The 20,511-nt window shown below is 69.1% G+C and carries 15 protein-coding genes and 1 pseudogene; 8 read left to right on the top strand and 8 right to left on the bottom strand.

Annotated features, from left to right (window positions below; all coding sequences use genetic code 11):
- Positions 1–97: 97 nt before the first annotated feature.
- From ACWCQS_RS06570 to ACWCQS_RS06555, 4 genes and pseudogenes are all read left to right on the top strand, one after another.
- Positions 98–1,813, top strand: a complete 1,716-nt coding sequence (locus ACWCQS_RS06570; RefSeq protein WP_451003404.1) for a glycoside hydrolase family 43 protein — start codon at positions 98–100, stop codon at positions 1,811–1,813.
- Positions 1,814–2,130: 317 nt separating this feature from the next.
- A complete protein-coding gene (locus ACWCQS_RS06565) occupies positions 2,131–3,702 on the top strand; it encodes a DUF1906 domain-containing protein (protein ID WP_451003403.1) in 1,572 nt (523 codons plus the stop codon).
- 32 nt (positions 3,703–3,734) lie between these two features.
- The gene (locus ACWCQS_RS06560) at positions 3,735–7,340 is read left to right on the top strand and encodes a DUF2961 domain-containing protein (RefSeq protein ID WP_451003402.1); all 3,606 of its coding nucleotides are present in this window, start codon (positions 3,735–3,737) and stop codon (positions 7,338–7,340) included.
- 1,795 nt (positions 7,341–9,135) lie between these two features.
- Positions 9,136–9,429 (top strand): annotated as a pseudogene (locus tag ACWCQS_RS06555) (M23 family peptidase); the annotation flags it as partial.
- On the opposite strand, the gene ACWCQS_RS06550 reads toward ACWCQS_RS06555, so the two are convergent.
- The 6 genes from ACWCQS_RS06550 to ACWCQS_RS06525 form a co-directional block, all read right to left on the bottom strand.
- On the bottom strand, positions 9,413–9,655 hold the full coding sequence (locus ACWCQS_RS06550; RefSeq protein WP_451003401.1) for a hypothetical protein: 243 nt from the start codon (positions 9,653–9,655) through the stop codon (positions 9,413–9,415). The pseudogene ACWCQS_RS06555 and the gene ACWCQS_RS06550 overlap by 17 nt on opposite strands.
- 82 nt (positions 9,656–9,737) lie before the next feature.
- Positions 9,738–10,994: an MFS transporter gene (locus ACWCQS_RS06545; RefSeq protein ID WP_451003522.1), complete on the bottom strand. Its 1,257-nt coding sequence runs from the start codon at positions 10,992–10,994 to the stop codon at positions 9,738–9,740.
- Positions 10,995–11,035: 41 nt separating this feature from the next.
- Positions 11,036–11,929 carry an IS3 family transposase gene (locus ACWCQS_RS06540; protein ID WP_451003400.1) on the bottom strand — a complete coding sequence of 298 codons (894 nt, stop codon included), beginning with the start codon at positions 11,927–11,929 and terminating at the stop codon, positions 11,036–11,038.
- Entirely contained in the window at positions 11,926–12,231 is a 306-nt protein-coding gene (locus ACWCQS_RS06535; RefSeq protein WP_451003399.1) for a transposase, read from the bottom strand. Before ACWCQS_RS06535 ends, ACWCQS_RS06540 begins: the two co-directional genes overlap by 4 nt.
- Before the next feature lie 181 nt (positions 12,232–12,412).
- Positions 12,413–12,673, bottom strand: coding sequence for a recombinase family protein (locus tag ACWCQS_RS06530; RefSeq protein ID WP_451003398.1), 261 nt, complete (start codon positions 12,671–12,673; stop codon positions 12,413–12,415).
- Positions 12,674–12,853: 180 nt separating this feature from the next.
- Positions 12,854–13,372 carry a hypothetical protein gene (locus ACWCQS_RS06525; protein WP_451003397.1) on the bottom strand — a complete coding sequence of 173 codons (519 nt, stop codon included), beginning with the start codon at positions 13,370–13,372 and terminating at the stop codon, positions 12,854–12,856.
- Between the two features lie 143 nt (positions 13,373–13,515).
- On the opposite strand from ACWCQS_RS06525, the gene ACWCQS_RS06520 reads away from it, so the two are divergent.
- Positions 13,516–14,433: an aminoglycoside phosphotransferase family protein gene (locus ACWCQS_RS06520; protein ID WP_451003396.1), complete on the top strand. Its 918-nt coding sequence runs from the start codon at positions 13,516–13,518 to the stop codon at positions 14,431–14,433.
- 738 nt (positions 14,434–15,171) lie between these two features.
- Here the strand turns inward: ACWCQS_RS06520 and ACWCQS_RS06515 are convergent.
- Positions 15,172–15,996 carry a cytochrome c oxidase assembly protein gene (locus ACWCQS_RS06515; RefSeq protein ID WP_451003395.1) on the bottom strand — a complete coding sequence of 275 codons (825 nt, stop codon included), beginning with the start codon at positions 15,994–15,996 and terminating at the stop codon, positions 15,172–15,174.
- A gap of 8 nt (positions 15,997–16,004) precedes the next feature.
- Positions 16,005–16,571, bottom strand: a complete 567-nt coding sequence (locus tag ACWCQS_RS06510; RefSeq protein ID WP_451003394.1) for a DUF2243 domain-containing protein — start codon at positions 16,569–16,571, stop codon at positions 16,005–16,007.
- Between the two features lie 459 nt (positions 16,572–17,030).
- On the opposite strand from ACWCQS_RS06510, the gene ACWCQS_RS06505 reads away from it, so the two are divergent.
- From ACWCQS_RS06505 to ACWCQS_RS06495, 3 genes are all read left to right on the top strand, one after another.
- Positions 17,031–17,960 (top strand): GNAT family N-acetyltransferase, encoded by a 930-nt coding sequence (locus ACWCQS_RS06505; protein ID WP_451003393.1) that lies wholly within the window; start codon positions 17,031–17,033, stop codon positions 17,958–17,960.
- A gap of 179 nt (positions 17,961–18,139) precedes the next feature.
- Positions 18,140–19,477 carry an alpha/beta hydrolase family protein gene (locus ACWCQS_RS06500; protein WP_451003392.1) on the top strand — a complete coding sequence of 446 codons (1,338 nt, stop codon included), beginning with the start codon at positions 18,140–18,142 and terminating at the stop codon, positions 19,475–19,477.
- Positions 19,478–19,645: 168 nt separating this feature from the next.
- Complete coding sequence (locus ACWCQS_RS06495; protein ID WP_451003391.1) at positions 19,646–20,068, top strand: hypothetical protein; 423 nt, start codon at positions 19,646–19,648, stop codon at positions 20,066–20,068.
- The last annotated feature ends 443 nt before the right edge of the window (positions 20,069–20,511 follow it).

Raw genomic sequence — 20,511 nt, 5'->3', positions numbered from 1 at the left:
CCGTCCGATCGTCGCCTCACCTGGCACAACCCATGCCCTGCTGCCGATTCGGCGCTGACTGTCGGCGGCTTCACTCCCCCCCCATACGGAGCCAACCATGGTGGAATTGCCCGGAAAACGGCGGAGACCGATCCTGCGCGCTCTCGCGGGACTGGTCACCCTCGCCGTCGTACTCGTGCCGACCGTCGCCCAGGCCGATCGGGCGACGGCACACACGGCAGCAGTCGGCGCCGCGACCTTCACCAACCCGATCCGGCAGCACGTCAGTGACCCGTACGTCATCCAGTACGGCGGCTACTACTACATGACCAGTACGGACGGCTGCGACGCCGGCTACCTGTGCGTGTGGAAGTCGGCCACCATCACCGGCTTCGCCGCGGCCGAGAAGTACGACGTGTTCCACATCCCCGCGGGACAGTCGAACTCGGCTGACGTCTGGGCGCCTGAAATCCATTACGTGCAAGGCCATTTCTACATCTACTACACGGCGACCTCGGCGGGCGACGGAGCCGGCCACCGGCTCTTCGTCCTGCAGGCGGTCGGTGGCGACCCGACAGGCCTGTACACCGAGGCCAACACCGGCTACGCCCACGGCCAGCTCCACGAGTCGAGCGATCTGTGGGCGATCGATCCGACCGTGTTCGCCGGCAGTGACGGCAGGCTGTACATCGCCTGGTCCGGGTGGCCCACCGCCAACGCCCATCAGCAGAACATCTACCTGGCGACGACGAGCGACCCGCTCCACATCAGCAGCAGCCGCGTGCAGATCTCGGCGCCCAACCGGCCCTGGGAGACCGTGGATCTCCCGGACGGCCCCAGCAGCGGCACGGTCGGATACTTCCCGGTCAACGAGGGACCCGAGGCCTTCCAGCACGGGGGCAGGACCTACCTCACCTTCTCCGCGAGCTTCTGCGGCACCCGCAGTTACGCGGTCGGGCTGCTGACCAACTCCGACGGCAATCTGCTCAATCCCTCGTCCTGGGCGAAGACCGGGCCGATCTTCAAGTACCACGGCAATGTGATCGGATCCGCCTCGTTCGAAGCCATCACCTCGCCGGACGGCAACGAGGACTGGTTCCTGGTGCACTCCAACACCCAGGGCTGCGACGCCGGCCGCGAGCTTCGCGCCCAGCGGCTGTACTGGGACGCCCACGACGGCTCACCCCTGCTGGGATACCCCGTCAACGACGGGGTACCGCTGGACGTGCCCTCCGGAGAGCCCGGGTCGACGCCCTCTGCCGACCCGTACGCCTCGGGCTGGGGCGACGCGTTCGGCGACGCGGCCGAGGGCGACGCCACCAACGGCCGCAAGGCCGGCACCTGGACCGTCACGGACACCCACACCGCGAGCGTGACCTCGCTCAACGGCGTCCAGTGGTCCCAGCTCTTCTACGCCTCCAACCCGAACTACGAGAACTACACGGTCTCGGCCGATGTGCGCTGGAGCGCCACCGGCACCACCTCGTCGTACCCCAAGTACGGCATCTACGCCTCGTACGCCGACAAGGACAACCACGTCGAGGTCTTCATCGACCGCAAGTACGGGGTGCTTGCCACCCATGCCGTGGTGCAGGGTGCCGAGCAGCCGTGGCAGAACTCCCCCCTGCCGGGCGGGTTCGATCCGACGCAGTACCACACACTCAAGGTGGTGAAGGCGGGCACCGGCTACACCTTCTTCCTCGACGGCGCCCAGGCCCAGCAGCGCACCTTCAGCGGCGCGACCTTCCCGGTGCTGCTCAACGGACAGCCCGGTCTGGTCACCGAGGACACCACGGCCGACTACCGCAACGTCACGGTCAGCGACACCCTCTGAGCAAGTCCCGGCGGACCCTTGACGGAGGCCGCGCCGCAGGGCCTCCGTCAAGGGTCCGCCGTTCGTACGGGTTCCGCCAAATGTCAGGCGTTCCCGTTCCGCAGCTCTTGAAATCGATATCACAGACGCTATGGTGTGGGCCGGGCGGCGAACAGCCGCCTACGGCAAGGAATCTGACCAAGGGCGCAGTATCTCGTCGACTCGGTCGTCATGGACCGTGGCGGTAACGATTTCCCTCTCCCGAGTCCTCAATCGGCACAAAACACCACCAAGTTGCAATTGTCATGATCATGTAAGCTCAGAGAGGCATCATGCACATGGCTAAACCCGTCCGTGCCAGACGCGCGGCCCGCACCGCCCTGGCCCTGCTGCTCACCGCGGCATCCGCGGCACTGACCGCGCACAGCGCGCAGGCCGCGACCGCTGCCACCAAGGAGGTGGCCTACCACGGCTACCACCTCCGTGTCCCGGCCGGCTGGCCGGTCATCGATCTGGCCACCACGCCGGACACCTGCGTGCGCTTCGACCGGCACGCCGTCTACCTGGGCCACCCCGCGGGTCAGGAGCACTGCCCCACCCACCTCGTGGGGCGCACCGAGGCCCTGCTCATCGAGCCCCTGGACGGCACCGGCACCGCGACCGTCGGCCGCGACACGGTCGTCGCGGCGAAGGGAACCGCGACGTACACGCCCGGACACACCACCGCGGCCGACACCGGCCAGATCCGGCTGGCCGTGCCCTCCGCCGGGGTCATCGCCACCGCCACGTACGGCACCGGCAAGGCGTCGGCCGAGCGGATCCTGCGCACCGGCCGGCTCGACGGCCAGGCCCGGCCCAGCGCGAGCCATGCCCAGAAGGCGACCGCGTCCGCCGCTGCCCTGGACGTCACCGCACAGCCCGGCGCCTACACCGGCAAGGGTTTCGACACGTGTGCCGCCCCGAGCACCGACACGATGAACGCCTGGGGGGCGTCCCCCTACCGGGCCGTGGGCGTCTACATCGGCGGCAACAGCCGCGCCTGCGCCCAGGCCAATCTCACCTCGTCCTGGGTCAGCACCGTGACCGCCAACGGCTGGCACCTCATACCCACTTACGTCGGCTCCCAGGCACCCTGCAGCTCCTTCGGCCACCGGGTCTCCACCGATCCGGCCACCGCGCGCAGCCAGGGCAGTGCGGAAGCCGACGACGCCGTGTCCCAGGCACAGACGCTCGGGATCCCCGCCAACAGCGTCGTCTACAACGACATGGAGGGCTACGACAACACCAACTCCTCCTGCAGCACCGGCGTCCTGAACTTTCTCTCCGCCTGGACCGACGAACTGCACGCGCGCGGCTACCGCTCAGGTGTCTACTCCAGCGCCAGTTCCGGCATGCGTGACCTCGCCGCGCAGTACACCACCGGCGCCTACTCCCTGCCGGACCACATCTGGTTCGCCTGGTGGAACGACGTCGCCGACACCGACGCCGGCAGCTACGTGCCTGCCGGCGACTGGGCCGACCACCAGCGGATCCACCAGTACTTCGGCGGGACCGACGAGACCTGGGGCGGTGTCACCGTCAACATCGACGGCGACTACCTCGACGTCGACGGCGGAGGCAGCGTTCCCCCGGCGCCCACCAAGTACTGGGTCGACACCTACGCCAATGCTCCGGTGTTCGCCTCGGCGACCAGCACCACCCAGACCGGCGCCCTGAACGCGGGCACCAACTACGTCTACTGCAAGGTGTGGGGCCGTCAGATCGGTGACGCCACGACCTACAACCACTGGTGGCTGAAGACCGACCCCGACGTCGGCCCCGCCGACCAGTACGTCTCCGCCTACTACCTCTCCCGCTGGGGCAACGACGAGGCCAAGGACAACCTCGGCATCGTCATACCGGACTGCTGATCCCCCCCTCACTCCTTGCTGGAGCACGTCTCATGCATGCTGCGACAACCCGTACCCGCCCTCCCCGGCACCCGGGACGCCGCAGGCGTCTCGCCCACCTCCTCGCCGCCTGTCTGACGATTTTCGCCGTCGGCATCGCGGCGGCACCCTCCGCGTCCGCGGCCACGCCCGCCTTCACCGCCAAGGGCCCGGTCGGCTGGGACACCCTGCGTCACCTCGACGCCTTCGACACCGTGCCGCGCGGCGTCCAGCTGAAGCAGTTCTCCAGCTTCGACCGCAACCAGGGCAACGGCGATCAGCGCAACTGCCTGCGCACCATCGGCACGGCGGGCTGCGTCATGGCGGAGGCCAAAGGCCCGGGAGAGATCGACCAGATCTGGCTGACCTCGATCACCAACGGCGTGCAGGGCGACGTCTCCGACGAGGGCAACCTCGTGGTGGTGCTCGACGGCACCACGGTGATCAACTCCAGTCTGCAGAGCGTGGTGAACGGCTCGCTCGGCGCGCCGTTCGTCTACCCGCTCGTGGCCAACGCCTCGCAGTCGTCCGGCGGTGTGCACATCGACGTACCGATGACCTACACCTCCTCGATGCTCGTCTACACCACCCAGACCCCCGACCCCGACTACTACCACGTCGACTACCGGTCCTTCGCCGACGCCTCGGGAGTGACGACCTTCGACCCGAGCGACAAGGCCGGCGACGTCCTGGCGACGCTGAACGCGGCCGGCACCGCGGACCCGAAGCCCGCGCAGAGCGGGGCGACGACCAGCACCACCCCGTTCACGCTCGCGCCCGGCGCCTCCGCGCAGGTCGCCTCGGTGTCCGGACCGGCGGCCCTGTCGGCGGTGCGGCTGAGGCTGCCCCAACTCACGGCGCCACCGAGCCAGTTGGACCCGGCCGACGACGGGCGGGCCTTCGGCTCCGCCGGCTCCAGCAAGTTCACCGTCGCGATCGACCCGGACAACCAAGGCGTACGGCTCACCCGGAGGCTGGACCAGTCCGTCGCCAACCAGGTCGCCGACGTCCTGGTCAACGGCACCAAGGTCGCCCGGTGGACGGCTCTTCCGCAGAGCACGGGCCACTTCGTGGACCAGAGCGTGGACCTGCCCGCCTCCGTGACCGCCGGCAAGTCGCAGCTCACCATCACCAACCAGTTCGTCTCCTCGGCGGTGGACTTCAACGAGTTCACCTACTGGGCCGGCTCCGTCGTCGACGGCGGCCTCAAGCGCACCGACACGGTCGACGTCGGCGACACGGCTTCGGAGTCGGCGCACGCGTACGCCATCACCGGACAGACCTGGTCCGGTACGCGGGACCGGAACTCGCTCACCTACGCGGCGAACTCGGTGCCGCTGATCACCGACGACGGGCGGGCGTTCGGCTCCGGCGGCTCCAGCAAGTTCACCGTCGCGATCGACCCGGGCAACACCGGGGTGCGGCTCACCCGCCGTCTCGACTCCACCATCGCCGACCAGGTCGCCGACGTCACCGTCGACGGCTCAGCGGCCGGGAAGTGGGCCGCCGTACCGACCGCGTCCGACGGCCATCCATGGGTCGACCAGACCCTCGACCTGCCGCCCTCGCTGACCGCCGGCAAGTCGCAGATCACCGTCACCAACCAGTTCGTGTCCTCGGCGGCGGACTTCAACGAGTTCACCTACCAGGTGGACTCCACCGTCTCCGGCGGCACCAAGCGCACCGACACGGTCGACGTCGGCGACACGGCCTCCGAGTCGGCACACTCGTACACCATCACCGGACAGACCTGGTCGGGCAGCCGGACCTTCGGGTACACCCCGACCGGGGTGCTGGACAGCAACCAGATCCTCGCCTCCGCGCGGATCCGGATCAGTTTCGACGGTACGCAGACCGTCGACGCACCGCTGGGAGAGTTCTTCGGCTCCAGCCAGTACGACGGCCGGGTGCGCTCGCTGATGACCGGGATGGATCCGGGCGGCTCCGGCTGGCTGTCGGCCTGGTGGCCGATGCCCTTCTCCGACACTGCCACCGTCAGCGTCTACAACGGCTCGAACCGCACCATCAGCGGCGCCACCGCCGAGGCGACCTCCGCGCCGTGCAGCAGCTGTGCCGCCCAGCTGGCCGACGGGACCATCGCGCACTTCCACACCACCTCCCACGCGGTGTCGGCAGCCGACCAGGTCACTGGCCGGGACTACCGGATCCTGCACGCCTCCGGGCACGGCAAGTTCGTCGGCGTCGCCCTCGGCATGGCCGGCCCCGTCAACCGGAACTACCTGGAAGGCAACGAGCACGTCTACGTGGACGGATCGGCCACCCCGGACCCGAACGGCACCGGCACCGAGGACTACTTCGACAGCGGCTGGTACTTCATCAACGGCCCCTACACCCTGCCGCTGACCGGCAACCCGTCGCACCAGGCCGCCACGTACGGCTGCCCGGCGAACACCGACTGCACCTCGGCCTACCGGCTGACCATCCAGGACGCGGTGCCGTTCACCTCCTCGATCACCTATGACATCGAGCACGGCTACGACTTCGCCGTCGGCGGCTCCCCCGACAACGTCGCCGCGTCGTACTCCTCCACGGCGTTCTGGTACGGCGACCCGGGCCCGACCGCGCGCACCACCGACACGCTGAACGTCGGCGACACCAGCGACGAGAGCGCGCACTCCTACACCTCGGCCGACCCCGGTACCGCGTCGACGATCACCGCCACCTACGAGGGCAACGACGGCACGCAGACCCCGGTCACCGCCACCGGGCGGGCGACCACCGCGAGCACCAGCTTCACGCTCGCCGTCGACCCGGCCAACACCGGAGTGGTCCTCAGGCGCACCGGCGACCAGAGCCAGAAGTACCAGCAGGCCGCCGTTTCGGTCGACGGCCAGAGCGCGGGCACCTGGCTGGAGCCGCTGGGCAACGCCGACCACGCCTGGCTGGACGACACCTTCGCGTTGCCGCCGTCGCTCACCCGGGGCAAGTCGAAGATCACCGTGACTCTCGCGCCGGCGTCCGGCTCGCCCGCCTGGTCGGCGAGCCGCTATCAGGCGGTCTCGACCGTACCGGTGTTCACCGACACCACGGCGCCCGCCGCGGTGACCGGTGCGCAGGTCCGCGCCACCGGCGCGGGCACGGTGGGGGTGACCTGGGCGGCGTCGACCGACGACGCCGCGGTGGACCACTACGCGGTCTACGCCGCCCAGAACGCCGCGCCGCCCATCGACGCCGGACACCTGGTCGGCACCACGACGGTCCCCTCGTTCGTGCAGACCGGTCTGACGGCCGGCCAGTCCTGGCACTACCGGGTGGTCGCCCTCGACGCCGCGGGCAACGCCTCGGCCCCCTCCTCCGACGTCCAGGTGACCGTGAGCGGATCCCCCGTCAAGTACTGGGTGGACACCTCTCCCACCGCCCCGGTCTACGCCTCACCGACCAGCACCACCCAGACCGGCACCCTGAACGCGGGCACCAACTACGTCTACTGCAAGGTGTGGGGCCGCCAGATCGGTGACTCCACCACCTACAACCACTGGTGGCTCAAGACCGACCCCGACACCGGACCCGCGGGCCAGTACGTCTCCGCCTACTACCTCACCCGCTGGGGCAACGACGAGGCCAAGGACAACAACGGCACCGTCATCCCCGACTGCTGACCACCACCACGCCTCCGGCGGGCCAGACACCCGCCGGAGGCACCGTCAATCCCATTGGAAATCGATTTCAACACCTCCCTGGAGCCGCCCCATGCGCATAGCCGCCAGACCCTGGCGCACTGCAATCGGCATCGCCACCGCACTCTTCCTCACCCTCGCCCCGACAGCGGCGAGCGCGACGCCCGTCACGGGCGGCATGCAGTCCCGTACCTTGGCGCCAGCCGCCACCACTCTCTCCAATGCCCCGGAGAGCAATTTCTTCTCCACCGTGCAGATCGACTCGGGTGCGACCGTCGGCGCACCGGCTGTCGGGGACAACGCCAACCACGGCGACCTGTGGCCCAACTGCTGGTCGGACGACGACAATGTGTACGGCGCCTACGGTGATGGCGTCGGCTTCAACGCCCCGTACAGCGACATCGGGGTCGCCCGCATCTCCGGCACCCCCGGAAGCCTCCAGGGCACCAGCCTGGCCCAGGGCGACGCCGTAGGCCAGGTGTGGACGGCCAACCACACCCGTAAGCCCACCGGAATGGCATGCGTGGACGGCAACCTGTACCTCGCCGTGCAGGACCTCGCCACCGACTTCAACGACGCCCCCGCCGCCACCATCGCCAAGTCGACGGATCACGGCCGCACCTGGACCTGGGACCGGACGGCTCCGATGTTTCCCAACGGAGTCTTCACCACGGTCATGTTCCTCGACTACGGCAAGGCCTATGCCAACGCGCCCGACGGCTATGTCTACGCCTACGGCCTGGACCACAACTGGCGAGATTCGTTCAACGACCGAGTGCCCGACCCCGTGGACGTCTACCTCGCCCGGGTGCCCCGGGCGTCGGTACTCGACCGCTCCGCCTGGCAGTTCGTCAACGGCTTCGACTCCGCCGGCAATCCCACCTGGTCCTCCGACATCAACCAGCGCACCGCGGTCCTGCACGACGACCGCCACATCTACCAGAACGTCTACACCGCCGGCCGGGCGAGCAACCTGACCACCATCAGCCAGGGCGGCATCGTCTACGACAAGCCCCTGAACCGCTACCTCTACACCTCGTGGACCGAGTACACCTTCGAGTTCTACGAGTCGCCCACCCCCTGGGGTCCGTGGAAGCACTTCGAGACCAAGGACTTCGGCGGCTATCCCTGGACCCACACCAAGCACGGTGGCTATGCCACCACCATTCCCTCGAAGTACATCAGCGCCGACGGCAAGTCGGTGTGGCTGCAGTCCAACGTCTGCCCCTGCGGCGGCGGCTACCCGGCGAACGACAACTGGGCCTACACCTTCTCGCTGCGCCAGATGCATCTGGAACCACAGGTGCCGTCGACCCCGTCCAACGCCGCGGACCCGGCCCGCAACCTCGCCCGTGAGCCCGGCACGGTGGGCATCGAGCGCGCTACGCACTACGGCAACGTCCAGTACTACAACGACGGCAACCTCACCCAGTCCGACGACGACTGGAACGACGAGAACAAGACGGCGAGCTGGTGGGGCTACACCTGGCCCCGCACCTACACGCTGGACCGCGTCGTCTACACCACCGGCAACATGTTCTCCGACGGCGGCTGGTTCGCGCAGAATCTCCGGGTACAGGTCCGCAACAACGGCACCTGGACGGACGTCGCCGGACTGCGCACATCGCCGTCCTACCCGTACGACTCCTCCGCCGGCCAGAACCACACCTACCAGTTCGACTTCACACCGACCTCCGGCGACGGTGTGCGGATCATCGGCGTGCCCGGCGGCACGAAGACCTTCACATCAATCGGCGAACTGGAGGCCTACTACAGCGGAGGCGCATCCGGGGCGCCCGTCAAGTACTGGGTGGACACCTCTCCCACCGCCCCGGTCTACGCCTCACCGACCAGCACCACCCAGACCGGCACCCTGAACGCGGGCACCAACTACGTCTACTGCAAGGCATGGGGCCGCCAGATCGGTGACTCCACCACCTACAACCACTGGTGGCTCAAGACCGACCCCGACACCGGACCCGCGGGCCAGTACGTCTCCGCCTACTACCTCTCCCGCTGGGGCAACGACGAGGCCAAGGACAACAACGGCACCGTCATCCCCGACTGCTGACCACCACCTCGCCTCCGGCGGGCCAGACACCCGCCGGAGGCACCACCCTCAAGCCGGTCGGCCCCAGCGCCGACAGGGTCGCCCGGCGGGTTCGCCGCCCGTCGAGGACCAAGGTCCACTCCTCGGCCGGTGGCTCCTTGTGGCGCTCCTCAAGGACGTCCAGCACGTGCGCGCGGCTGTAGCGGCGCCCCGACGCGCCGGTCTCCCAGAAATCGGGCGCCGTCATGGCTTCGAAATCGGCTCTCGCCCACCAGTGCCGGCCAGGCACCCGAGCTTCTGGGATACCCACGCGGTCGGTCTCGTGGGCATCAGGGAGTCCGTGGGTCGGCGGCACCTTGTGCGAGGGCCGGAAGCGCCCGTCCCAGGCGGGCGAGCGGGGACAGGGCCATCAGCACTGGGGACAGCATCATGCCCACGGCCGTCGTCAGGAGACTGGTGCGCAGTCCCCACTCCTGCGCGAGGAAGCCGCCGAGCAGCGAGCCGAGTGGGGTCAGCCCCATGCCGGCAAATGTGATCGTCGCGGCCGTGCGGCCCTGCAGCCTGTCCGGAGTGACGGCCTGCCGGACGGCCATGACCGTGACATTCACCAACTGGCCGCCAGCACCGAACACGAAGCTGACCGCGAGGAGCACGGGAACCGTCACCGCAGACGAGCCGTGCAGCGCGGGCACACACAAGAACGCGCCGTCGCCGAGTGCCGCCGCGGACACGAGCACGGCACCATGACCGAACCGGCCCGGCAGACGGGCGGCCAGCACCGAGCCCAGGAGCGCGCCCGGACCCGTCGCCGCGAGCGACAGCCCGACGGCCGTGCCCGACAAGTGCAGTTGCCGCGGCAGGAAGAGCAGATAGACGGTCATCATGGCCGCGAAGGAGAACTGGAAGGTGGCCGAGGCGAGGCACACGGTCCGCAGCGAGGTGTCGCTGACGACGAAACGGAGGCCCTCGTGGATCCGCCGCCATACGTGAGGGGGACGTTCCGGGCGCTCCGGGATCGACTCGATCCGACGGATCCGTCGGATCGACAGGAACGACAGCGCGAAGAACAGCGCGCTGGCGACGGCAGCGATCGGCGCCGACAGCAGTGACACCAAAGCACCGCCGAGCGCGGGACCGCCGATCTGCGCCGCGGACCGGCTGCCCTCGAGCGCACTGTTGCCCCGCACCAACTGATCGCGTCTCACCAGCCGTACGAGAGACGACTGGTATGCCACGTCGAAGAACACGGACAGGGCCCCGACGGCGAACGCGACCACGAGCAGCGCGGGCATGCCGAGCCAGCCGAGGAGGCCGGCCACGGCAGCGACACCCAGGGCCACGCTTCGGCTGACGTCCGCCAGCACCATCACCGTGCGGGTCCGCCATCTGTCGACCCACGCGCCGGCGAAGAGCGAGAACAACAGGATCGGTGCCTGCCCCACCGCTCGGAGGACGCCCAACTGGCCGGCACCGGCGTCGAGTGTCAGGACGGCGAAGAGCGGCAACACCAACAGGCTTGCATGTTCGCCGAGTTGGGAGGCCGTCTGACCCACCCAGAGTCGGCGGAAGTCTCCGTCCCGCCACAGACATGAAGTGAAGCTTCCCCGTGATCTTGGACACTCGATGCTTACGCTGCGAGGGCGCGTCCTTGCTCGTGTCGCTGTCGGGTCTCCAACGGGGTGAGGTAGCCCCAGACCGGATGCCTGCGCAGTCGCTTGCGGTTATAGAAGGTCTCGATGAAGGCGAAGATCTCCGCGCGGGCTCTGGCCCGGTCGGGCCAGCGGCGGGTTCCGATCTCCTCCTTCAACAGTGCGAAGAACGACTCGGCGGCGGCGTTGTCGAAGCACGAGCCGGTGCGGCCCATGCTCTGCCGCAGCCCCAACTGGCGTATCTCACGGCGGAGTTCGTCGGAGGTGTATTCACTGCCGCGGTCCGAGTGGGCGATGCATCCGGGCTGGAGCCGACTGCGTCCGGCGGCCATCCTCAGCGCATCCACGACCAGGGATGCGCGGTGGTGGTCGGCCATCGAGTAGCCGACGATCTCGCGGGTGGCGAGGTCCAGCCAGGTCGCCAGATACAGCCAGCCCTCGTCGGTGGGGATGTAGGTGATGTCGCCGGCCAGCTTCATCCCCGGCGCACTCGCGGTGAAGTCGCGGCCGAGCAGGTCCGGGGCGGGCACCGCCCTTTTTGCCGGGCGGGTCAGGCTGCGGCGCTTGCGCCGTGTGACGCCGCTGATGCCGCGTTCGCGCATGACGCGCTCGATGCGCTTGCGGTTGATCCGGTGTCCGAGCCGCCGCAGCCCGGCATGGATCCGCGGCACCCCATAGGCGCCGCGGGAGGCGAGGTGCAGCACGGTGATCTCGTGGGCCAGGGCGTCGTCGGCGGCCTGCTTCGCCCGCCGGGTCTTCTCGCCGGCCAGCCACGCGTAGAAGGAGGAGCGGGCCACCTTCAGCAGCCGGCACAACAGAGCAACATTGTGGGTGGTCTTCTCCGCCTCGATGAACGCGTACACCTCGCTCACCGATCGCTCTCCTTCGCGAAGAAGACCGCCGCTTTTCGCAGTACCTCGATTGTCTCCGCCTGCTCGGCGGCCAGCCTCCGCAGCCGGCGCAGCTCTTCGCGCTCAGCCGTCGTCAACTCTCCCGGCGCCCCCTGCCCGCGGTCGACCGCATCCTGCTTGACCCAGTTCCGCAGTCCCTCGGCGCTGACCCCGAGCTGGCGGGCCACCTCGGTGACGGTCTTCCCGGACGAGTGCACGAGCGCGACCGCGTCCCGTTTGAACTCCTCCGTGTACCGCCTGCTGCGGTTGCTCTTACTTCCCACCTGGCACTACTTCCTCTGGAACCTCATGTCCCAGTCTCCAGGTGTCCACGATCAAGGGGAAGGTTCACCTCCACGGCGAACAACCGCTTGAGCCAGCTCACACCAAACCGGGCCAGCCGGTCCTGATGCGGGACGCGCACGACGGTGACTGAGCCGCCAGCGACCATCGCCAACACCCGGTTCAAACGGGCCGGTCCTCCTTCAGGCCCGAGCCACGATCCCGGACGATCTTGACGATCTCGCCCGTCGAGGCGGCCCGCAACTCGGCCTCCTGCGCCTCCAACGAGGACTCCTGCCCGGACGAGCCGGACACGCGCACATACAGCAACTCCAGATGCGGGCGCGAAGTTGAAGAGCCACTGCCGCGCTTCATGTTGTCCACATCAACCGAGGACAACCGGTGCTCACGACCGATCCCCGTGAAGGGGATCTTGCCGTCCAACGCCCACTGACGAAGCGTCATCATTGAATCCAGAGACGCTTCGCAGCTTTGGACATACGCAGCAACTCCATGCCCCGCAACCATACATGCACAACGGATTGTTAATGAAGTTGGTGAGCTTTGGGCGGCCAGGCATGAAAGACGGCGCAGGTACTCCGCTCCGTGCACAGCGGTCCGGTCTCAGAAGATCGCCCAGGCTTCCCTCGGTAGGTAGTGATAGACGTCATCCATCACATCGGCGGCCAGGAAGACGGGGCGCGTGAGCAAATAATCGCCGGCTCGCTGCACGCAGAGCACCACCCCAAGAGTCAGCGATCCGGGCTCCGCGCCTGGCAGATAGAAGAGCTCCGTGAACGGTTCCCGGCTCTCCGCGCGATCGAACAGCCACTGTTCCAGCTCGGAGGGAACCTGGCCGACCAGCGCCGCCTCGTCGGCATGGACCTGCGGTCCCCGAAGCGCGTCGATCGAGACTGCATGCAAACGCTCAGCCGTGAAGTACAGCTTCACGCCCAGGCCGGAATAGTTGTGACACCTGATTTCCCAACCCGAATAACGACTACGCTCGGCCGCAGGGACTCCGCCGAGCGCAGCGCACGCCTCGTCGGAAGTCATACCAAACCGCAGTGGACCCACGCCCAGAAACGGATCGAAGGTCCACTGCTGCCGTTCCCTGTCCGGCAAAACGTCCCACAGGCCCATGGGCTGCAGCGTACGACGAGACGTCCGGCCAGGCTCCAGGCCCCCCTGATGCGTCGAACTCGAAGTGCGTCTGCAACGCCTCGACTTGACACACATCCGCTGGGCAACCAGACAGGGCCGCTGCCCGACTACCGTTGCTCCACATGACAGCCACCGAGATGGACATCACCGAGGACCTGATCCGGGATCTGCTGCGCGAGCAGTACCCCGACCTGGCGGATCGCCCCCTGAAGCTCGGAGCGCTCGGCTGGGACAATCAAGTGTGGCGGCTCGGCGACGATCTCGCCGTCCGGTTGCCCTGGGCAACGCAGTCCGCGGACGCGCTGCTGCGCAAGGAGCACGACTGGCTGCCCCTGCTCGCCCCGCACCTTCCTCTCCGGATCCCCGTCCCGCAGCATCTTGGTGAGCCCTCCGAGCGTTTTCCGCGGCCCTGGCTCGTCACCACCTGGGTACCGGGCGAGCCCGCCGACCGCGCCCCCGCTACCCGCGCCGCGGAGGCGGCCGAAACCCTGGCCGCCTTCCTGACCGCCCTCCACCGCCCCGCCCCCGACGGGGCACCCGCGGGCAGGGACCGCGGTGGCCCGCTGGCCGACACCGCCGAACCCTTCGCCCAAGGGCTCGCCTCGGCCACCGAACTGGGACTGATCCGCGACCCGGACGCCGTCCGCGCGGTCTGGGAAGACGCCGCCGCCGCGCCGGACTGGGCAGGCCCACGTCTCTGGCTCCACGGCGACCTGCATCCAGCGAACATCCTGACCACGAACGGCACCTTCTCCGGAGTGATCGACTTCGGCGACCTCTTCGCCGGCGACCCGGCCTGCGACCTCGCCGCCGCGTGGATCCTGCTGCCGGACGGCGCCATCGACCGCTTCCACGACACCTACCGGCCAACCCCGGACGCCGCGACCCTGCGCCGCGCCCGCGGCTGGGCGGTGCTGAAATCCCTCGCCTGCATCCACATCGGACACGCCGGCGTCCACGGCCGCCCCGGAGGCAAGCCCACGTGGGGCCCACCCGCCGACGCCGCACTCCGGCGCCTCACCGCCACGGTCGATCAGTGATCCAGCTTCTGGCGAAACGTCAAGAAGGCGAGGACAAGCAAGGAGAACGCCGCGGCTGTCATCGATCAGATCATCGCTCGGGGCCGAGTTCCGCCCATGCGGTCGCCACGGCGTCCAGGAACTCGGTCCGCTTCGTGTCGGGCTGGTGCGCTCGGGCCTTGGCGGCGTTCTGGCACAGGTCCTCACACCCCGGAATCCGCACGGCCGGCGCGGCCTCAGCGATTGGCGCACGCCCGGAGTGTCTGCCTTGACGCCCTCAAGTGCGCGTGCCGCCCGTCGGCATCGCGGGCAGGCACTCCCGCGTGCGCTGCTGCACCGCGAGTTCGGCGGCCGGAGGTACATGCGCCGGCCACGGACAGCCGATGCTCATCGAGCCACGAGGTCATCCGCGACTGGTACTGCGGATACGACCGGTGCAGCCCGGCGAGCACCTCCAACGGCGAGGCGACCAGTTCGGGACGCTCTCGCGCCCAGTCCTCGACGCCGGGCAGCTGCAGGCCGAACACGTTGCCCCGGCCCGCGCGACCTGGCATTTGCCGCGGTGGACGTGGAAGCGGGCCAGGTACGGATCGCTCCCTGCTCCCCCGGTGCAGCCCACCCCGCAGGTGACGTCCACCGGCTCCGCAGGCTCGCCGGACGCCCCCGCCCGGCTGCGCGCACTGCTCACGCCGGCCGGCTTCCCGGCGGACATCATGGTGCCGCCGCTCACGGAGCGCGCCGGTGCTGTGAACCTGTCGATCAGTGCGGGGTCGGCGCGCCGATGCCCGGTCGGCCGCGCCAGCTGGTCGTCTTGGTGCGGCGCTCGGGACGCCAGCTTGCCACCAGCGCGCCGGCCAGGAGGAGTTCGGCGATGTCCCCGCCGTAGTACATGATCTCCGCGCCTTGCTGGACCTGGTCGATGGGGGCGTGGACGTCGAGGAAGAACCCGCCGTACATGGCCTGTGCGATCAGGGCGTGCGCGGCGATGGCGATGCCCAGGTACACCAGTCGGCTCCGCACCCCGGGCCTGGTGGGCGCGGGGTCGGGACCGGCGATCGCGTAGGCGAAGAGGCAGCCCGACGCGAGGAAGTGGGCGTGCAGGAGCCAATGGCCTGCCGGGTGGGCCATGGCGGCGTTGTAGAGGGGAGTGAAGTACAGCACTCCCAAGGTTCCGGTACTGAGGGTGAGCGCTGCCGCGGGATGCGCCAGGAGGCGGGCCGGTGGGCTGTGCAGGAGTACGGCCACCGTGCGGGCGTGGCCGTGGGGCAGCGCGCGCAGGAGGAGTGTGATCGGCGCGGCCAGCACGAGAGCCAGGGGCGCGTACATGCCGATGAGCATGTGCTGGGCCATGTGCCCGCGGAAGTCGGAGTGCGCGGCGGGTGCCAGCGGCGGCAGCAGCGCAACGGCGAGCAGCGCCAGCCCGGTGAGGAAGGACGCCGACCGCCAGCCGCTCCAGCCCTGTACAGCGTTGCGGCACCGGGCCCGCCGTGCGGCGAGCAGGTAGCCGCCGGCAGCGACGAACAGGAGCAACCCCGTCAGTACCGCTCCCGGCAGCACGCCGCCGCCCTCCCCCTGCTGGTGCATCGGGCCCATCAGGCGCGGCCTCCGGCCTGCTCGCCGTCACGGGTGGCATCGGAGTCGAAGGGCCGGCCACTTCGCTGCACCAGATACCCGGCGATCACGAACAGGCCGCCCAGGATGAGGAAACCGGCGTCCCACCATGCCTGGTGAGGTCCGCCATGGACGTGGTGGATGCCTAGGATCTGGTGGTCCAGGATGCCCTCGACCAGGTTGAACCAGCCCCAGCCGGCCAGGATCCAGCCCCACAGAACCCGCGAGGTCCACACCGCTCGCCGGTCGTGCGTGACCCGCGCGTACAGAATGGCCAGGCCCACCAGTACGGCGATCCAGCACACGGCGTGGAAGATGCCGTCCCACAGGGTGTTCATCTCCAGCCCGGACACCGTGTGGGGGTTGTAGTACTTCACTCCGATGTGGTCGTGGTTGGTGCTGGTGAGCATGTGGTGCCACTGAAGGAGCTGGTGCAGCAGAATGCCGTCGACGAATCCGCCGAGGCCGACCCCGAGGACGATCCCCGGAAGCCGCAGACTGTTCGACGCCGCCGGAAGCGCGCACGCCTTGCCCGCCGTCGTGGCCATCACCTGTTGTCCGTCCCGTAGACAGTGTGAGTCAGACCTTCCCGACACAGTTCCCGTCCGGCCCACCTGAATCAACTTGTCCGCACAGCTTCAGCCATATCGCCCATACCAAGCGATACACCGCCACGCCACGGAGAACATCGAGGTCGGCGGTGCCTCTCCGCATCGTGTCCATGGACGTACGCAGGCGCCGAACCAGACCTGTTCACCCACACATATTTCGTGAATGCGGGCGTCTCAGTGGGTTCGAGTGTCCGCTCCCCGAAGGATCTTGGCGCGCAGGGACCGCCGGGTCGATCCTGGACGCCGCGGAGGAGACGGGACTGCTGAGGGCACGACCGAGCTGTTCACCACGGCGGCCGACGCCGGTGAGGCGACTCGCACGGGCCCTGCAGCAGTCGCCTGGCCCACGCGAAAAATCACCCGCTCCGTCCATGACAACATGGCTAGTGTGATCAGGTGACAGAATTCAGCATCCTTGATGACAGCGCGCAGTGGCAGGAGGCCTTCGAGCGGCGGCTGCTCGCCTCGTACACGGCCGCGGGGCTGAGTACGGCCGCCGCGGAGCGCATCCTCGAGGATGTACGTGCCGACACCGGCGACTGGACCGTCGCCGAGATCACGGACGCCGGGACGCGAGTGGGACACGTCGCCGTGGTCGTGACCGACAACCACGGCGCCCTCGCGGGCCGTATCGGCGACCTCCACGTCCACGCACCCCACAGCGGCCGGGGACACGAGCAGGCCGCCCGTGACTGGGCCGAGCAATGGTGCGCCGAGCGCGGCGCCCGCCGGCTGAACATACGGCTCACCGAGCCGGCCGGTGAGTTGTTCCACGGTTACGGCGTCAGCGGCCAGCTCAGGACGCGCCGCATCGATTCCCCGCCGAAACCACTCGCAGGCGTCACCGCACGGCCCATGACAGAGGTCGAATATCCCCAGTGGCTCGCCTTGGAGAAGGCCGCCTACGTCGGCGACATCGTCCGCTCGGGCGCGCTGAGCCCCGAGGAGGCAGTACGCAAGTCCGACCGCGACTTCGCCGACCTCATCCCCCAGGGCCTGGCGACGCCCGACAACTCGTTCCTGGTGCTGGAGGCGGCGGGCGAGCACATCGGCACCGGCTGGCTGAAGCACCGATACCTCCCCGGGGTCACCTACGGCTACTCGCTGCACATCCAGGAGCAGCACCGCGGCAAAGGCTACGGGCGGGCCGCGATGGCGGCCGGCGAACTGGCGACGCTCGAAGCCGGCGACACGGCGCTGATGTTCACCGTGTGGGGAGGCAACGAGGTGGCCATGAACCTCTACACGAGCGCGGGCTACCACGTCATGGAGGAGAGCCGTTCCATCAGCCTTCCTGCCTCCAGCCTTCCTTCCTCCGCGGCCTGACGCGGGCTCACCACGGCACGGCATGCCGTCCGTGATTCGGCGGACCGACCTGCGCGTGGGGGGGTCGGGCCTGCAACTCCGAGGTGAACGCGTGCTGCTGTGATCCGTCGGTCCGGGCAGCGGTACGGTGTGGCCCGGCCATCACCGGGCCAGTGGTCCGTGATCACCAGGGGAGTTTTATGCGACACCGCAGACCGCGCCACCGCCAAGGACTCATAGCCCGAGCAGTCGGTGCCGCTGGTGTGCTCGCCGTCGCCCTGAGTACGGGGGTGACGCCGGCGGTGGCCGCCGGGAAGGCGTCCCACGAGCACGCGGCCACCGGGTCGTCGTCCGACCGGCAGGCCGCGCCCTGGGCGCCCGAGAACGACACCGCGCTACCGCCGAAGGGCGTCCAGGGCGCGGCCGCGCTCCAGCAGGGCCGCAACGCCGCCGTCCAGCTCGCGCTTCCCGCGCCGAGCGGGCGCTACCGAGTCGGCACCTTCAGCCAGCACCTCGTCGACAAGTCCCGTAAGGATCCGTACGTGCCCGGCAACAGGGCGCGCGAGTTGATGGTGACGTACTGGTATCCGGCCTCCTCCACGTCCGGGCACGCTCAGGCGTCCTGGATGCCGTCGGTGTCGGGCACCCACTTCCTCCACTCGCGCCGCCTGTCGCCGCAGCAGGTCACGCTGCCGCAGACCGCCGGCCACGTCCTTGCGCCTGTCGACACCAGCCTCGGCAAGCTGCCCGTGCTCCTGTACTCGACCGGGCTGCACTCTGACCGCGCGATGGGCACCGCCCTGGCCGAGGATCTCGCCGGCCGCGGCTACCTCGTGGTCGCCGTCGATCACACGCATGACGCCAATGAGGTGGAGTTCCCGGGCCGACGGCTCGAGGTCAACACGATGCCGTCCGGCGCGCACTCCTCCGACACGCTCAACGTGCGCGCTGCCGACATCCGCTTCGTCATCAACCAGCTCGGCACCATCGCCAAGGGCGGCAACCCGGACGTCGACCACGCCAAGCTGCCCTCCGGGCTGTCGCACGCCGTGGACACGGGTCACATCGGGATGTTCGGCTGGTCACTGGGCGGCGCTGCGGTCGACACCGCCATGCAGCTCGACCACCGCATCGACGCCGGCGCGAACCTGGACGGCCAGTTCTTCGGCACGGCGCCGAGCAAGGATCTGAGCCGGCCCTTCATGCTCTTCAGTTCCGGCAGCCACAACCGGAACAACGACTCGTCGTGGCGCAAGCTGTGGCCGCATCTCAAGGGATACCGGGTCGACATCCAGCTCCACGGTTCGAAGCACCTGTCCATCAGCGACAACGAGTGGCTGGTGCCGCAGGTGGCGCCCCTGCTCGGGCTTTCCCAGGGCCAGGTGCGGCAGCAGTACGGCACGATCGACCCGAACCGGGCGATCAAGATCCAGCGTGTGTACCTCGCGGCGTACTTCGACCAGGAGCTGCGTCACAAGCACAGCGCCCTGCTGGACGGACCCACCAAGAGCTACCCGGAGATCTCCTTCGTTCGCTGACCGGACTCCGAGAAGCGGGCCCCCGGCCGTGGGGCCCACCCTGGTCGCAGGCCCTCCTGAGCAGGCCACCGCACGGCCGTCGGCACCCTGCTCATACCTGCCGGCTGGGCCGCCTCCTCCCTCGACCCGCTGTACGCGGGCGCCTCCACGTCGCCGACGGCCGGTCCGGTGGGCAAGGCCTACCACAACGCCGTACACCACCGATCCGCCCTCCGCCGGGTCGGACTCGACCAGCCCAGCGCCCGCGACACCGCCCTGCTCGACTACCTCACCGCGCACCACCACGGCGAGAAGTACCTGCTCGCCACCCAGGCCGCCTACCCCGCGGAGCGCCTGCTGCGTGCCCGGTCCCAGCCCATGCTCGTCATGGGCGGCTTCACCGGCAAGACCCCCTTCCCCAGCGCCGATCAACTCAGCACCCTGATCGCCACTCACCAACTCCGGTACGTGCTGCTCACCCCCCTGCGCCCCACCACCTCGGCCACCACCTGGGTGAAGTCCCACTGCACACGCATCCGCTCCAGGGCCTACGGCTGGCGCACCAAGGGCAGCTTCCGCCTTTACGACTGCGGCAGCCGACAGCACGGCTGAGGCACGGCGCAGAGCCGACGGATTCAGCCGGCCGGCATGGGGGCACGCAGAGCCTGGTGTCGCGCGAGATCAGGGCTTGGGTCTGTGCACAGGTCGTGGTGCCGGCTCAGTTCGTGTGGTGCAGCCACGCCGAATGCCGCCGGGCGCTCGTGGTCCGCTCCGGATGTTGCCAGAAAAGACACGATGGGCCTCGCCCGCTCCGGCCGAGCCAGTGCCCGCTTGGCGCACGAGCGCGGGCACGGCCGCCGAGCGGAGGGGACATCAGGTCCGGACGCCCGCGCGACCCGCGCTTGCGAGTGCGGCCGCGATCTGCGGGTGAAGGACCACACTACGGCTTTCCCAAGCCACGCCCAGCCCACCGCTGAGGGCGCAGTCGCTGTCCATGCCGCCGCCATCGGCCGGGTACGCAGCCGTAGCGAGGCAAACGCGTGAAACCGTCCCCT

Source organism: Streptomyces sp. NPDC002076 (assembly GCF_053593835.1).
Note: the sequence above shows the minus strand (reverse complement) of the source record. Positions and strands in the feature narration are given on the sequence as shown.